The 15,497-nt window shown below is 38.6% G+C and carries 16 protein-coding genes; 11 read left to right on the top strand and 5 right to left on the bottom strand.

Annotated elements, in window-relative coordinates; all coding sequences use genetic code 11:
• Positions 1–91: 91 nt before the first annotated feature.
• A complete protein-coding gene (locus tag AN392_RS00350; protein ID WP_055011470.1) occupies positions 92–946 on the top strand; it encodes a PA4780 family RIO1-like protein kinase in 855 nt (284 codons plus the stop codon).
• Positions 947–1,115: 169 nt separating this feature from the next.
• Here AN392_RS00350 and AN392_RS00345 read toward each other — a convergent pair whose 3' ends face one another.
• The gene (locus AN392_RS00345; protein WP_055011469.1) at positions 1,116–1,478 is read right to left on the bottom strand and encodes a hypothetical protein; all 363 of its coding nucleotides are present in this window, start codon (positions 1,476–1,478) and stop codon (positions 1,116–1,118) included.
• Between the two features lie 575 nt (positions 1,479–2,053).
• Between AN392_RS00345 and AN392_RS00340 the strand changes: the two genes are divergently transcribed.
• The 10 genes from AN392_RS00340 to AN392_RS00295 all read left to right on the top strand — a co-directional run bounded on the left by AN392_RS00340 (position 2,054) and on the right by AN392_RS00295 (position 8,425).
• Positions 2,054–2,548 carry a GNAT family N-acetyltransferase gene (locus tag AN392_RS00340; RefSeq protein WP_055011468.1) on the top strand — a complete coding sequence of 165 codons (495 nt, stop codon included), beginning with the start codon at positions 2,054–2,056 and terminating at the stop codon, positions 2,546–2,548.
• Positions 2,549–2,851: 303 nt separating this feature from the next.
• Complete coding sequence (locus AN392_RS00335; RefSeq protein WP_055011609.1) at positions 2,852–3,316, top strand: hypothetical protein; 465 nt, start codon at positions 2,852–2,854, stop codon at positions 3,314–3,316.
• Between the two features lie 123 nt (positions 3,317–3,439).
• Positions 3,440–4,069 (top strand): hypothetical protein, encoded by a 630-nt coding sequence (locus AN392_RS00330; RefSeq protein ID WP_055011467.1) that lies wholly within the window; start codon positions 3,440–3,442, stop codon positions 4,067–4,069.
• A 77-nt stretch (positions 4,070–4,146) separates the two neighbouring features.
• On the top strand, positions 4,147–4,605 hold the full coding sequence (locus tag AN392_RS00325; RefSeq protein ID WP_055011466.1) for a hypothetical protein: 459 nt from the start codon (positions 4,147–4,149) through the stop codon (positions 4,603–4,605).
• Positions 4,606–4,699: 94 nt separating this feature from the next.
• Positions 4,700–4,948 carry a hypothetical protein gene (locus tag AN392_RS00320; RefSeq protein WP_235575555.1) on the top strand — a complete coding sequence of 83 codons (249 nt, stop codon included), beginning with the start codon at positions 4,700–4,702 and terminating at the stop codon, positions 4,946–4,948.
• A 108-nt stretch (positions 4,949–5,056) separates the two neighbouring features.
• Entirely contained in the window at positions 5,057–5,743 is a 687-nt protein-coding gene (locus tag AN392_RS00315; protein WP_055011465.1) for an FRG domain-containing protein, read from the top strand.
• 77 nt (positions 5,744–5,820) lie between these two features.
• Entirely contained in the window at positions 5,821–6,543 is a 723-nt protein-coding gene (locus AN392_RS00310; protein ID WP_055011464.1) for a hypothetical protein, read from the top strand.
• Positions 6,544–7,017: 474 nt separating this feature from the next.
• Positions 7,018–7,527, top strand: a complete 510-nt coding sequence (locus AN392_RS00305; RefSeq protein ID WP_055011463.1) for a M23 family metallopeptidase — start codon at positions 7,018–7,020, stop codon at positions 7,525–7,527.
• 105 nt (positions 7,528–7,632) lie between these two features.
• Positions 7,633–7,794: a hypothetical protein gene (locus AN392_RS18690; RefSeq protein ID WP_235575554.1), complete on the top strand. Its 162-nt coding sequence runs from the start codon at positions 7,633–7,635 to the stop codon at positions 7,792–7,794.
• Positions 7,795–8,023: 229 nt separating this feature from the next.
• The gene (locus tag AN392_RS00295) at positions 8,024–8,425 is read left to right on the top strand and encodes a hypothetical protein (RefSeq protein ID WP_055011462.1); all 402 of its coding nucleotides are present in this window, start codon (positions 8,024–8,026) and stop codon (positions 8,423–8,425) included.
• A gap of 574 nt (positions 8,426–8,999) precedes the next feature.
• Here the strand turns inward: AN392_RS00295 and AN392_RS00290 are convergent.
• From AN392_RS00290 to AN392_RS00275, 4 genes are all read right to left on the bottom strand, one after another.
• Positions 9,000–10,589, bottom strand: coding sequence for a sulfotransferase (locus AN392_RS00290; RefSeq protein WP_055011461.1), 1,590 nt, complete (start codon positions 10,587–10,589; stop codon positions 9,000–9,002).
• A gap of 110 nt (positions 10,590–10,699) precedes the next feature.
• Complete coding sequence (locus AN392_RS00285; RefSeq protein ID WP_055011460.1) at positions 10,700–13,114, bottom strand: TonB-dependent receptor; 2,415 nt, start codon at positions 13,112–13,114, stop codon at positions 10,700–10,702.
• A gap of 334 nt (positions 13,115–13,448) precedes the next feature.
• Complete coding sequence (locus tag AN392_RS00280) at positions 13,449–14,315, bottom strand: DMT family transporter (protein WP_008115672.1); 867 nt, start codon at positions 14,313–14,315, stop codon at positions 13,449–13,451.
• Between the two features lie 177 nt (positions 14,316–14,492).
• Positions 14,493–15,488, bottom strand: a complete 996-nt coding sequence (locus AN392_RS00275; protein ID WP_055011459.1) for a Gfo/Idh/MocA family protein — start codon at positions 15,486–15,488, stop codon at positions 14,493–14,495.
• Between the last annotated feature and the right edge of the window lie 9 nt (positions 15,489–15,497).

Below are 15,497 nucleotides of genomic sequence, written 5' to 3'. Positions count from 1 at the left end.
ATTTATAATTTTCTTAAATCCCCAAAGGTATGCCTCGTTTGAACCACATAGCAAAACAAAAAGCCAACCCTGTATTTTTAGTAGGTGTCGTTTGAAAATACCTAAACGCTTACAGCCATTAGTTGATGATGGTTTTATTGATGAAGTGATCAGCCGTTTGATGAGCGGTAAAGAGGCCGATGTATTTGTAGTCGCCTGTGGCGATGACATTCGCTGCGCTAAAGTATACAAAGATGCCAGTAAGCGTAGTTTTAAAAAAGCTGCACAGTACCAAGAAGGACGAAAAATACGTGGTGGCCGCCAAGCCCGTGCTATGGGTAAGCGTTCAAGTTATGGCCGTCAATTAGAAGAAGAAATTTGGCAAAATGCCGAGGTTGACGCGCTGTCGCGTTTATCTTCAGCAGGTGTTCGGGTACCGCAAACTTACGGCTGCATTGACGGTGTTTTGCTAATGGAACTTGTAAGTGATGATGAAGGCGATGTTGCACCACAACTTGGCGCGGTTGATTTAACCGAGCAACAAGCCATTGAGCAGCATACATTAATGATGCATTACATCAAGCTCATGCTGTGCGCAGGGATTATTCACGGTGACTTATCTGAATTTAACGTACTTGTAGATAGCAACGGCCCAGTAATTATTGATTTACCCCAAGCGGTTAACGCCTCTGCTAATAATAGCGCCGAGGCGATGTTTGCCCGCGATGTAAATAACATGCGCCGCTATTATGGCCAATTTGCACCTGCGTTATTGCACACGCAATACGCCAAAGAAATGTGGGCACTGTTTGCAGATGCTAACTTAACCCCGCACTCAAAACTCAGTGGCGAATTTGAAGACGACAGCGAAGCGGCAGATGTAGACTCAGTACTTGACGAAATTCAAGCCGCCTTTGATGAAGAGCAAGAACGTAAAGAACGCATTCGCGACGCCGATGAGCAATAACCCTTAATTTACGTGCTGAGTTTTGATTATTAGATCAAAACTTAGCATGTAGGTATGAGCCATAAGGATGGGTTTAGCTGGTCACTGCAAAATCTAAGTTAGTTCTGTCATTACTATCAACGGGAACCGACAGGTGTGCATTTAACTAAAAGCAGCTTGATACTATCCATTAATTAAATGCCATTGAGTCTGCAAACACATATTCATTATCAATGTAATAGCTGATAAATTCTTCCTCATTAAAATCACATTTATAAAAAAAAGACGTTGTGACAATCTTTTTATTATTTATGGTTATTTCGAATTCAGCCTGTGATGCTTTATTAAATAAAACACTACACTTAGTATTTAAGCCTAACGAATAAACCTTACCATCAATTTCGATACTGTTGTTGCCTAAAGTAATTTCATTGGGTGTTGTTAATAAATGCAAAAAGTAATAGAGCCCTGTTAAATAGAAAAAAGGAGAAACAAACAAAGCAGCCTTTATCTTTACAGACTCAGAGTCATGTAAATAAAAGGTAGAGATCATGGATATTATTGAGAACAAAACAACCATAACAAAATTTGGAGAGAGCCAGTTTTTGGTAAATTTAAATATCATCTTCGATCGCAGAGGTAAGAGTTACGGTCGACTCAATAATTTAAGCAAACAGAAACTAAGGTTCTAAATTTGTAGCCTATCTTATTAAATTAACAATGGTATTTCTATATTTTAGCGCCTGAATAAAATATGCACTTCGTCCATTCCCTTGTGTTTGCCTGCTAACCTTTTTGACCACGTTATTGTGATATCGTACAAAGCCCACCTTGTCGTATTTTCGACAACTTTTTAAGCATAAACGAGAGAGTCCTTAATGACTAAAGTTGACACTTTTGCGAAGTTAGACAAAGAGCGAGAAGCTGTTAGTCAGAGCTTTTCTGTATGATGTGAAGTTTTATCCGCTTGTTGGCAGTTTTTTCAATCCATTCTTAAAATTTATTTTGTTGTTATTTTCGAGTAGTTATCGTTTAATAACATGATGTTTTTTAAAGATAACTACTAGCGAATCTTAATCTCTTTAATGAAAGCTAATGTCGGACCACACATAAGGAAATAGGTATAAAATGGACACTACAATACGAAAAGCTGAATCAACCGATATCGCTGCAATAAAAATGCTGTGGCAGTTTTACCAATATCATCAGAGTATATTTGATTTAGAAGATGTTGGTTCAGATGGTTGCTATGATATTGATGAAGAATATTTAGAATGTGTAGTGCGTGGTGAGGAAGACTGCATTATTTATCTTGTACTCGTTTCTAACCAAATTGCTGGTTTTGCTACCGTAGAACCAACTGAGATCGTTGGCAAAGAAATACCTGAGTTGGCTGATATTTTTATTCTACCCAAATATCGAAAACAGGGCATTGCCAAATTTGTTATTCAAAACTTGATGCCTGTTGAAACAAATCAGTGGCATGTAGCAGTTCATTTAAACGATAGTTCAGCGTTGAAATTTTGGAATAGTTTGTTTGCTAAATTAAACGTTGTGCGTGTTGATAAAGTTGACCCCCCTGAAACAGAAGGCTACCACGAGTTTGTTATCACAAATAACTAGCAAGATTACAACGCCTTCTGCGCTTAAGTAAAATTTGGTAAAGAGCGAAAACCAGCCATTGAGATTGGCTAAATATCGTCGTTAATTGATTGGTTAAACTGCTCTTTGCGCATATATTCATGAAAATGAGCGCTGCGCGCATATTGTTCCATTTAACTTTGCTTTAAGATAATAAAAAACTATGTGATAGTAATATCTTAGGGAATTTGTTAAAACTACATAAAGTAGGTAAATGAGCGTTATAACGGCAGAAATATGCGCGATGAGCGCACTATTAAATTGTTAGGCATACAGGATAGTTCAGTGAAAAAATTAACTTTAGTATTTATATTCCTTATTTTATCTTTTTCAGCTTCTGCAAATGACAAGTTCACGGCAGATCAGTTAATCGAAAAAGCAAAGGCATTTGTATCAGCCAAAAATGCACGCCAACAACCAAATACAACCACTAAAGAAATAGACCATTATATATCGCTATTATCTGATGATTTCATCGATGAACATGTTAAATTCAAGTTTACGTATACTGATAAAACGAAACTCCGTTCAGATATGATTGGTAAACTAAAAGATGAAGTTATAAACAGTAATATTGAGATAAACGAAATTATGGTAGGGGCTAATGTTGTTTTTATAAAAATGACTGAAATGGGTAAAGTTAAGCCTGCGCATCTAGATAAAACCATTGAATATAGTAAAACTAATATCGTCTCATTAGAGTTTAACGAATCAGGTTTAGTAAAGCATATCCGCCGACATCACGGTTAATGTATGCCTAACAAGTCGTTAAAGCAGGACAAATAACAGTTGGCTTTTGCTCCTGCGTCGCTTATTTTAGCCAACATATTATTTGCCTCTTAACGAGGCGTTAGATTTAAAAAGGAGAAACTCGTGGCATTAATTAATATTGGCTTGGTCTACGAGCCTTGCCCTAATGAGATTAAAAGTCTTGAATCGATAATTGTAAGCATTACAAATACAGCACCCGAAAAAGAAAAAATAGTCGGTTTAGATGGGCCTAATGAAATTGTCCAACTAATTTTTGAGGCTGCGAATTGGCAGAATATCCTAGCTATTTTCCTTGGAAGTTCATTCCTTAAAAGCTTCGGCTCAGAGTTGGGTAAGCAAGCGGCTTCTGCGCTGATCAAAAAAACTATTTCAGAAGATTCGGAAAAGCCCGAAGCTTCTGATGAAGCTTCGGGCGGAGTTAATGACATGCTGGAAGTGATCAAAAAGCTTCAAGAAAAAGGCCAAATGGTTACTTTTAGTGTCAAAATTGAAGGCAGTCCAAGGAATGCTAGCATACTTATTGGGAATCCCAGTGATAGGCAAGAAATATATAAAATATGCATGGTTGCTTTGTATGCAGAGGAAATCCAGGAATATTTAACAGAAATGATAGCGAGCGATAGAAGAAAGTTTCTAAGCTTTTGGGAACCACCAACATTTAGTATGCCAATAGAGGTGTTGGAAAACGGTTCAATTATCGTTGCTGGAAAAGTATTCGGAGATGAAATCTAACAAGTTTCTGCACGCGGATAAATTACTCGCTGCGCTCCTAATTTACCGGTGAGAAAGTCGTTAAATTGCAATCAAATATGAAGTATAAATGCCCAAATTGCGATAAGACTATTTTTAATCGAAGATTATCGCATTGTGAATTTTGTAATTTTGAGCTACCACAAGAGCTATTGCTGAGTAATACCGAAAAAATAAAGCTGGATAATGAATATAAAGCAGTTCAATTAAATACATCTAGGCAAAGGTTAAGTAAAGATGTTGGGTATTCGGGAGTTACTGAATTAAACGAAGTTAGCTTTATGCTCGGGGAGCCGAGCCTTCGCACTAGATCTCCCAGACAATGTATTAAATGTAGTTTGCCTGTGTCGGAAGACTTTGAAGAGTGCCCATATTGTTTTGAAAAGAACGAAAGTGAAGTAAGTAAGGCAAAGGTAAATTACCAACAAGAAATGAAATTGGTTCAAGGGCTAGGCAAATACTTTCTTATAGCTTTTGCAATCGTCGCTTTAATTATGATTGGTGCATTTGCAATATAACAAATTAATTAAACCGTGGACGCAAAACAGTAGGCTTGCGCTCCTTCGTCGCTTATTTTAGCCTACTGTTTTGCGCCGTTTACTAAGGCGTTAAATGTCAAAAACTATGAAGCATGAATTCTGGATTGAAAGTGAAGGTGAGCAGACTTTTTGTATGTCTGGCGAGAAGGGTGAAGGCGCGAGGAAACTCTTAGAGCCAAACGCTAAGCTTGCTTGGACTTGTGAGGCATCATCACACTTTGAAGCAATGACTAAGTATTACGAATACATGAATTGGGGTGAGTACAAAAGTGATTACCCTGAAGAAGATAAAAAAACATATAGCGAGCTAGGCTGGGAATGAAAGCATTTAACAAGGCCAGTCAGCCTCGTCGCCCATGCAAAAACACGCATGGGCTGGACCTCGTTTCACTCGGCCGCTGCTGGCGGCGTTATGCACTAAAGGATAGGCATGGAATCCAAAACAATTTGTAGTTTCTCTGACTACATTTATGAAATTGAAGATCTTGATGAAACATCTGAGTTAGTCTTGTTCAGGGGGCAGGCGTCTGAAGGTAATCTTCTCCCTAGTGTATGTAGAGATAATCCGAAAAAAAATACTACAAAAGCAGAACGAGATACGCTTAATGAATTGCGAAGGATGGGAAGTTCTCTGATCTCAAGTCCTGACATGTCTGATTGGGATCTATTAGTTGTTGCACAGCATTTTGGTTTAAAGACTAGATTATTGGACTGGTCAAGTAATCCGCTTGCAGCTTTATGGTTTGCTTGCTCAGATTACAAGGAAGGAGATGCATATGTATACGTTCTTTATGCTGACGAATTCTTACATAGCTCAGATAAAGGACCTTTTGATACTGGTTCAACTAGAGTTTTTAGGCCAACACTAAATAACCCAAGAATAGTGGCACAGCACGGTTGGTTTACATCTCATAAATTCTCACAGAAGACTAAAAAATTCGTAGCCCTAGAGAAAAATACTGAGATTAAAAAATCTGTATTTGAAATTCATATCCCGCAGGTCTTTAGGAAAGATTTACTTAAGGCTCTAGATAGGCATGGTGTAAATAGTCATACTTTATTTCCAGATCTTGAAGGGCTCTGTAAATACTTAAATTGGCGTCATGATCGTGCATAACAATCAACTACAGCGGATCAATTTACGCTCCGCTCCAATTGCCCGCTGAGTTGGACGTTATGCGACCACGGAGTGTTATGAATCGTTCAGTAGAAATAACGGATAATACATTTTTTTCTATTTTCTCAGATGCAGTTTTACTTTATGAACTTGCATCTTCGGAATGTGATAAAAACACGCAAAATACATTGTCAAAATCTAGTATTATGTCTGTTAACTATGCTCTAGAAGCGGCTGCTAATTCATTTCTTACATCAGTTGAAATAACCTCGAAAATAAAAGACAAAATTGATAAATTTTCGACCTTAGACAAACTCGATTTTGTACTCCAGTGGCATAAAGACGAATCGTTGCCGCGTGGGGAAAAAGAAACACAGATTGTTAAAAAGTTAATTGATCAACGCAATTCATTGGTACACCCGAAAGTAAAAACATTAAAGCAGGAGGTGTCTACTGTTGCTGGTAACGATGGTATTGCTTATTATCATAAAGCACTTCAGGATGACTCAAATGAAAAGTGCAAAATAACGAAGATGGCACTTAATTCAGAGTATTACTCCGCAGAAGATTCTCTTATCGCTTTAAAATCATTAGTAAACTTTTTGAATATATATGTTGAGACTTGGTGGGGAATTGACGTAGAAAGTTCTGCAATATTATTAATGAGATCGTGGAATGGTTCAGTGCAAGCTAATTCGGTTATGTATCAAAAGCATGAGTTAGAAATAGTTTTAAAACACAATGATAAGTTAGGTGTGAGGTTTGTAGGCTTATACGGCATACTCGAAGAGTTCGCATAACAAGCAATTAAACAGGGATTAAAAGCAGCGGGCTTTTCGCTTTGCTCAATTTAGCCCACTATTTTTAACTCGTTAATCGATCGTTAATCGAATGGATTCATACATAAGCCAAAGGGGTCAGGAGCCAAAGGGGTCAAATCTTGACTTCAGACATTATAACTCCTGACTGTCTGCTTCTGGCACTTTGCAGACAATCGATAATGTAAACGCTTATGTTAATTGAGGCGCTCATATTCAACTTAACTTATAGTCGAAATTAGTGTGTTGATTTAACGAGCTTAATTCGGTTTAATATCAGCTTAATTAATATGCTGAGTAATGCAGGGATGGCCTAGGGCAGCGGATTTCATTAACTTGGGCCTGGTTAGGGCATTAAAATCTTCCCTTTATAAACTAAAGCCCATTGTATGAATAGTTCCCACGCAGACACACTAACAGGGAGTGTTTCAGTTAATATGTGCCAAGGATAGCTCATTGAAAAAATTAAGATTTATACTCGTTCTACTTACCGCAGTTTTCCTTATAGGTATGATCATACCAGATGACATTGTTATTCCTGTTGAGGGTGCAACACCCAATGATTGGAACCATAATACTTTTTGGTATGAGCCATGGGGAAGCTCTGTGGTCCATAAAGGGATTGATATATTTGGTAAAAAAGGGACTACCACACTTTCTTCTAGCAAAGGCTTAGTCATTTATACGGGCACAGTACGTAAAGGCGGGAATGTAGTGGCAGTATTAGGGCCTAAATGGCGTATTCACTATTACGCGCATATGGACAGTTACTCTGTTACAACGGGTACTGTTGTTAAGGCTGGCTCAGTTATTGGTGTTTTGGGAGATTCAGGTAATGCCCAGGGAAAACAACCGCATATTCATTATTCAATCTTATCAATAATTCCAATTCCTTGGTTAGCTACAACACAGACTCAGGGTTGGAAAAGAATGTTTTTTTTAAATCCTCACGAAATGTTTATATAAGCTGTATTGAAAAAATGTATTTAAGATAAATACCAATATGAACCTTATTCACAAGTAAGATGCGGTCAAACTATTCATATTAGCGATTAATATCAAGGAGAGTATATGCCTCATTTTATAATGGACTGTTCTGAAAGTGTTTTTGGGGAACATGATGAGGAATACATTATTGAACAAATTCATTTTGTAGCTCACGCTACAGGTTTATTTGACGAAGGTGATATAAAAGTTAGAGTAAATCCATTTAATACTTTCTTTGGGGAATAAGCGTGAAGACTTTATCCATGTGTTTGCCCATATAATGCAAGGAAGAACAACAGAGCAAAAAGCGAACCTCTCACGAGTAATTGTTAGTAAGCTTGTTACTTTATTTCCTGAAATTTCTAACATTGCAATGAATATTAGTGATTTTGAAAAAGCGACATATTGCAATCGCACGATGCTTTAGCCAGCTATTATCTGTTATTTAATACAGTTTTGGATGTTTATAAGACGTATGAGTAATTCTCAATTACAAAAAATAATATCTCTTTATACTGCTTTTGTTTTTATACCTACGTTATTGCTTTATTTGATTTATAGTATATTTGGTTGGGTTGTATTTTCAGTTACATTAAATCCTTTATTGGGCTATTTTTTGCTGGGTGGTGCATATGGTTTATGGTCACTACATTCATTAATAAAAACGATGAAAAAATTAACGGTATTAAAGCATCCTATTATTGTGATAGTTGGATTGTTATTAGGTTGTAGTTTTTGTCCTGTCGTTTTAACTACGACTGAATTTAGTACGATGAAACCGCAAGAATTTATTTTTATATATATTATTATTGCACCCTTTATAGCGACCTTTCATTTATTTTATTTATATAAAAAACAGTCGACTAGCGCCTCTTGAGGATACTTTAACGAAACTATTTCTCAGTGGGCTTTATTAAACAAGGAGAACACAGGTATGGAACCAAATTACTCAGAATATTCAATTTCAGAGCTAGAAGAGTCATTACGTGCTATCGATCAAGAAGCGTATCCTGAAAGAACAAATGAACTAAAGAACTAAAGAAAGAGTTAAATAATCGCCTTGAAAATCCAACAACGAGTCATGAAGTAGAGGATGGTTTTGAGGCGAATGAACAATTTTATAAATGTCCTCATTGTGAAGAAAAAATTGGATTTTTTTCTAAAGCGCTACAAAGTTGGAGCAAGATAAGAGAGTGCCCACAATGCAAAAAACCATTTGCAGTAACCTTTAATGTAAAAGTGTTTTTCGTTGCGCTTTTACCTATGGTTATTTTTAATTATTTTATGATAAAACCTGTTTTAGGATCACTGGGATTAAGTAAATCCATTGGTTTGGGTATAGTTTGTGGTGTGTTAATTATTATATCAACCCGCTTGATCAGAGTTCGTGAATCCATCCGGTAACTTTAAAATTAATCACAATGAACTACCCGTCCACGTAACATTTGTTGTTATTTCATTAAACCTATAACTCCTTCATTAACTAAATGGGTCTGCGCTTCATCTGTATGGGGCTTAAAATTCTTCCAGCGGCCTATGGCCTTGTTGTTAAGCGGTTGGCGCACTTGCATTTTGCTAGCGGTTGATACCGGTGCGGTGTTTAAATGAAAATCAAGGCACTGTGGTTGCCAGTCTAAGTCGCAATAGCTCACTAACTCTTTTATTTTTTGCTCTGGTGCGGCGATGAGCTCTTCGTATTTTACTAGTTTAATATTGCTGTGCAGGGCGCTAAAGTGCTGCATCAGTTTATAAAAGCGGCTGTAAAATTTAGCGGTGTCGAGTAAGTCTAAGGAGTACGCGTAGTAGGGGTTATTAATAGTAAATAGCTGACGATAGTTACCAATACAGGTGTCCATGGGGTCGCGAAGTAGGCAAATTATTTTGGCGTTTGGCAGGGCTTTGGTAATTAAATCAATATAAAAAAAGTTAAACGGTAGTTTATCAATAAAGTGTTTATGGCTGCCGGTTACAACACGGGTTGCTTCAAGGTAAGTGCTGCCAAGTTTTGCAAAATCAAGCTGGTAAGCTTGGTTTAAGGTGTCTATATCGAGTACTTGAGGCGTGTGCGTTTGGCTAAGTTTTTTTACACTTAGGCCAAAGTCTTGCAGCTCGCCCGCCGATTGTACGTCGCTGTGGCTTGATAAAATGCGTTCAACTAATGTGGTGCCAGAGCGCGGCATGCCTAATACAAAAATTGGCTCACTGCTTTGGTTGCCAGCTGTTTGTTGGTTTTTGTATTTATCACTGAGCTGTTTGATATGTGCAAATAAAGCCTCAGACGCTTGGTTATCAAACGCCTTATTAGCGAGTTTTGCTGCTTTACCTTGTTGTAACGCGGCAAAGGCTGCTGAAAACTCTCCTAAGTCTTGATATTCTTTTGCCAGCGCATGACCTATATGCAGTTTAGCGTCGGGATGATTGACCTGTTCGAATACATTTTTTAATCGCGTGATGTGGTTATTATGTTCGGTGACTTTAGTTAAATCGGCTAAGGCAAAATGACTTTGATGATGAAGCGAGTTCAGTGCAATGGCATTTTCAAACGCTTGCTGTGCTTTATCAAACTGGCCTAAAAACTTAGCGCATACTCCATAGTTATAATAAAACTGCGGTTGGCTGCTGTTACTCGCCTCAGCTAAATTTAACGCGCATGTAAAGTAGTCAGCCGCTTGCTGATGTAAACCTGCTTGGGTGAGCGCCACGCCTAATGTATCGGCATCCAATGCTTTACTAATATGTTTCAGCTTAACGCTAAGGGCAGTGTTTTTTGCTTTTTGTAAGTCGCCGGTAAGGGCGTAACACTTGGCAAGTTGCGCAGTATATTCAATAGACTGGGTTAAGCTTAATGCTTTTTCAATTAGCTTTATCGCTTTATAAATTTGACCAACCTGTAAATTAACCATAGCGAGCAAAAAGTAGCCATCAGCAAAGTCTGGTTTTTGTGTTACCAGCTCAACCAGTGCTTTATGCGCTTGCTGAATATTGCCTTGGTTTAAGTTGTTGATAGCGCTTTGGTGTAGTTGCTTTAAGTTTGGCTGCATGAATACTCTTATAAATAATGTACTTACAAAATAAAAAGGCTCAAATTAATTTGAGCCTTTTTATTGTACTTAAACTTATCGCTTAATTATATTCCCAACGTATCGTTTAATTATATTTCAAACTTATAGTTAAATTTAATGCCAACAGTAAGCGGGCGATTAATAAAGTAACCATAGTTACGTTGTATATCCGCGCCATTGGCTGTTGTAATATCCGCATCTGAGCGACGAACAGAGGTAACCGCATATTTATTAAATAGGTTATCTACATATAAAGTAGTCGACCACGCATCGGCGGTTAATTTAGCTGAAATATTACTTAAGCTATAACCCGGGAGTGCTTCACCGTTGTCACGTAGGCCTACTTTTGAAATTACATCACTTTGTGCAGTTAAACCGTAGTTTATATCGAGGGTTTTATCATTTAACACGTCTGTTTGGTAGTTAATCCCCATGGAGAACTGATGCTCTGGCGAGCCTGGTAAACGGTCGCCATCTACCGCGCCATCACTCCCGTCAGCATTAAATAAATACGGTGCGTCTGAAGTTAGCTCTGCTTTTGTATAGGCATAAGTTGCATAGGCAGTAAATGAGTCTGATAAAATTGCACGCGTGGCAATTTCAACCCCTTTCGCATTTGCGCTACCAGCATTTGATAAATACGGTAATTGGCCTACTGTTGTTGCACCGGCAATTTGTGCGTTATCCCAATCTACATTGAATAGTGCGGCATTAAAGTGTAGCTGGCTTCTCATCCAGGTACTTTTAAAGCCTAGCTCATAGTTGGTGGTTGTATCTGCATCGTATAGCATTTCATCTGGTGTACCACAGCCTGTTTGTTGATCCTCAGGTAAGGGCACAGGACAAGGCACTAAGCCATTTGAGCCACCAATTCTAAATCCTTCACTTATAGTTGCATACGCCATTACTGAATCTGTAAATTGGTACTTAGCATTAAATTTGAACAGATTACCGTTGTCGCCTGCTTTGTTTTCTTCAAAGTTAACTGAAATTGCATCAGGTGCAGCACCTTCATACAAGGTATTTGCTAATGGGAAGTCAAAAGCCGCTTTTGACTCAACATCGTATTCGTAAAAACGCGCGCCAATGGTAATGTCGAGTTTATCGGTTACTTGGTAACCCACTTCACCAAAAAGCGCTGATTCAGTGACTTTGCTGCCAGTAATTTCTAAATATTCTAAAGAGTCTGGTCTAAGTTGTGCGCCACCAAAATTATCAACCGCGAACTGATCAAAGCCTGGTGTGTACTCTCTGCTTGATGCATCGGTGTCGGTTTTGTTGTAAAAACCACCGACAATCCAGCTTAAATCGCTATCACTTTGTGAGACTAAACGCAGTTCTTGGGTAAAGGTGTCTTTTTCGTCAATTTCACGGGTAAACGCTGAAAACGAAGGGAACTCTTCGTAGCCATAGTCTAAGCGAATTAAAAGATCAGTTTGGTCGCGTTGCCCATCGGCGTCAAATTGAGAAATACCGGTAGCTGAGACCAGCTCAGCAAAACCTAAGTCGGCTTTAAGTTCAAGGCTTAGTAATTGGTCTTCTTTTATCCGTGGCTCTTCATAACGGTACGCTGACTCGTATTTGCCAATGCGATCATTTAAGCCATTGTTAGCATTAAGGCTGTTGTGATGAACAATGGAGCGACCTTCGGTGTCTTGCTTTTGATAGAAGTAGTTTAATGTACCTTCAAATGACTCGTTTGCTTTGTAACGCAATGAAATACGGCCAGTTGTGGTTGTTTCACCGTTGGCGTCTTTTACATTTTTAAGGTTGCTATTAACCGCATCAAGGTTTGTCCAATCAGGGTCGGTAATCGACACACCTGGTTCACGAACGGTGTAGGCGTAGTCTATAAACCCTGGGTCTTCATAAATATTTAAACTGGTACGTACCGCCAGTTTGTCTTCAATCAATGGTAAGTTGAAGATAAAACCGGCTTCGCCACCGACCGAATCACTTTCTTGAGTTTGAAAAACATCACCAAATACTTCACCTGATATGAAATCAAGCTCTGGCTCTTTAAGCATGTAACGAATAGCGCCACCCAATGTGCCTGCGCCATACAATGTGCCTTGCGGTCCAATAAGTACTTCTACTCGTTCTACATCAACAAGGCGCATATCTACCGATACTGGAATTTCGTTAATGTAAGTGGCTACCGTGCCGCCATCTGATGAAGGGCCTGATGAATTTGTATTTAATCCACGAACTATAATAGGTGAGCCAGAGCGACCACCTTGATCAGTAATTGTTAAACCTGGCACCCAACGCGCTACATCGGCTAATTCGCTGATATTTTGGTCTTTCATTACATCGGCATCAAGCGCAGTAATGTTAAGAGGCGCAGCCTGAATAGAGCCACTTCGGCGTGTTGCTGTAACCTCAATAACTTCAAGCGATTTATTTTTTTCAATAATTTGCTCTTGTGCTGTTGCATTACCGCTAAATAATACACCGCTCAGTGCGCTTGATACAGCCAAGGTTAACAGGCTTGGTTTAAACATAAAAATTGATCCCAGTTAGATTTAGTACGTTAATAAATGAGCGCTAATAATATCAGGGAGTTTTGTTGATGGAAATAAAAATATGAATTTTAATTCACTTTTTTAGAATAAAAATTAAGTTGTGGTTTTTTGCTTAAATTTAAAGTTTAAATATAACAAGGTGCTTGTATAAATAATGCACACACAGGAGATGGTATATATTGTTTTAAGTGCAACAATGAATGGTGTGAAAGGAGAGATAAAATGTAGGCTTAATTATACTAGGAGGGAATTGTAAAATAGGAGATGAGAAGTTGCGCCATGATAGTTCATGACGCAATTAAATTATTAAACTCTAAGCAGCAGGCTGCTTTTTACCATTAGACATTGAACTACCTACCGAGGCAATAATCACCAGTAAAATAGCCAGCCACTGCCAAATGCTTAGCAGTTCACCTAAAATAACTAAGCCAGCGAGTGCTGCAATTGCAGGTTCTAGGCTCATTACAATACTAAAACCTTGTGGCGACATATTACGTAAAGTAATCATTTCAAGAGTATAAGGCAGGGCGCTTGAAAGCACGGCGATAGCAATACCTAATGGAATAATATCCCAAGTAAATGCAGCACTTTGTGAAATGCCGCCATAAGGTACCAGCACAATGGCTGATATTGTCATGCCCATCGCAACCGTTGCGCCACCAGAGCTTTGACTGCCTGTTTTCTTACCAAATAAAATATAGCCAGCCCAACAGGCACCCGCCGCAAGTGCGAGTACTACACCGACTGGATCAAGGCTGTCTTGACCTTTCATATCAGGTAAAAGTAATAAAATACCGGCCACTGCACAGGCAACCCAAAATAAGTCACGTTTTCTGCGAGAAGAAAATAACGCGACAGCTAATGGGCCTGTAAATTCAAGCGCAACCCCAATACCTAATGGGATACGTTCTATCGCATAATAAAATAGAATATTCATGCCGCCTAAACTTAATCCATAAATTAATATGGGTAAGCGTTGGCTTGCAACAGGGAAGTGTTTCCATGGTTTAAAAATCAAACACAAAATAGCGGCCGAAAACCCTAAACGCAAGGCTGTTGTGCCCTCAGGTCCAACAATAGGAAAAAGCTGTTTAGCCAGTGACGCGCCTGACTGAATCGTCATCATTGCTAGCAATATGCATAAAATAGCCAGTAATAGATCTTTGGTTGATTTTTGCATGGATGTCCTTAAAGATTGCGATGAATTTTGGCGGCATGTTACCTGCTTTTGATCTCAGAGGTAAGTCAAATTTTGTGATCTTTTTAAGCTTAATTCAAAATAGCAGTGTTTAGTAAAGTGTGCTTAAAGGCCAAGCGATAAAATACGCTTATCGCTTAGCCGATAGTTTTTGTTTTATTAAGAGGATAAATCTGCTGGGTAAACAACACCAAGTTGTGCGCGTGCGGTATCAAGTACTTGCATTACATCGACAGAAAGTTGATGAGTATTAACGCTAGACTCCCCCTGATTTTGCTCAATGGTATTGATAAAGTTCTCGAGTTCGTACTTCATAAAGTGCTCGTCAAACTCCGTGCTAATAAGCTCTTTATGACCATTGTTAGCAATAAACTCTATTTTTTTAAGCTGCGACACGGCTTCAATTCTAATTCGACCTAATTCCCCCTGAATTTCAGTGATATTTTCGCCTTGTGAAATTTTCGAATAGCTGATCACCGCTTGTCTGTCGGGATAATTTAAAAGCACATCGCCTGCACCATCCACACCACTTTCAAGTAATACGCCGCTGGCGTGAACAGAGCGTGGTGCTCCCCATAATGCAATAACGAGATAAAGTGGGTAAATACCCAAATCTAGTAAGGCACCATTAGCAAATTCAGGTAAAAAAGTATTAGGGCGCTCACCATTTTTATACTTGTCGTAACGTGATGAATACTGACTAAATTGACCAATAAACTTACGTGGTGTGCCTATTTTTTTTAGGGCAGCTTGTAAGTGCGCAAAATTAGGTAAGTGCGTTGTCATCATCGCTTCCATGTAAAGGCGCTGATGCTGCTTTGCCGCAGTTAAAATAGCCGCAAGTTGCTTGCTATTAGCCGCTGAGGGCTTTTCACCTAATACGTGTTTGCCCGCTTTTAAACATTGTATTGCATATGCACTGTGCAGGCTATTGGGCGCCGCTATATAGACTGCGTCTACTTGTTCATCTTGGCACACAGCATCAATAGAGGTAAAAATTTTAACATCGGTATTTGTTGGATGATTAGCTAAAAAGCGCTCGCCGCTGCTTATTTGGCGAGAGCAAATACCGTATAAATTAAAATTGCTGAGTGTATTAGCCGCTGCCAAAAACGTGTCGCTAATAAAATTAGTACCTACAATTACAAAATTCATGAATAGCCT

Source organism: Pseudoalteromonas sp. P1-16-1b (assembly GCF_001401785.1).
Classification (GTDB): domain Bacteria; phylum Pseudomonadota; class Gammaproteobacteria; order Enterobacterales; family Alteromonadaceae; genus Pseudoalteromonas; species Pseudoalteromonas undina.
The sequence above is the reverse complement of the archived record's forward strand: the minus strand, read 5'-3'. Positions and strand labels throughout refer to the sequence as shown.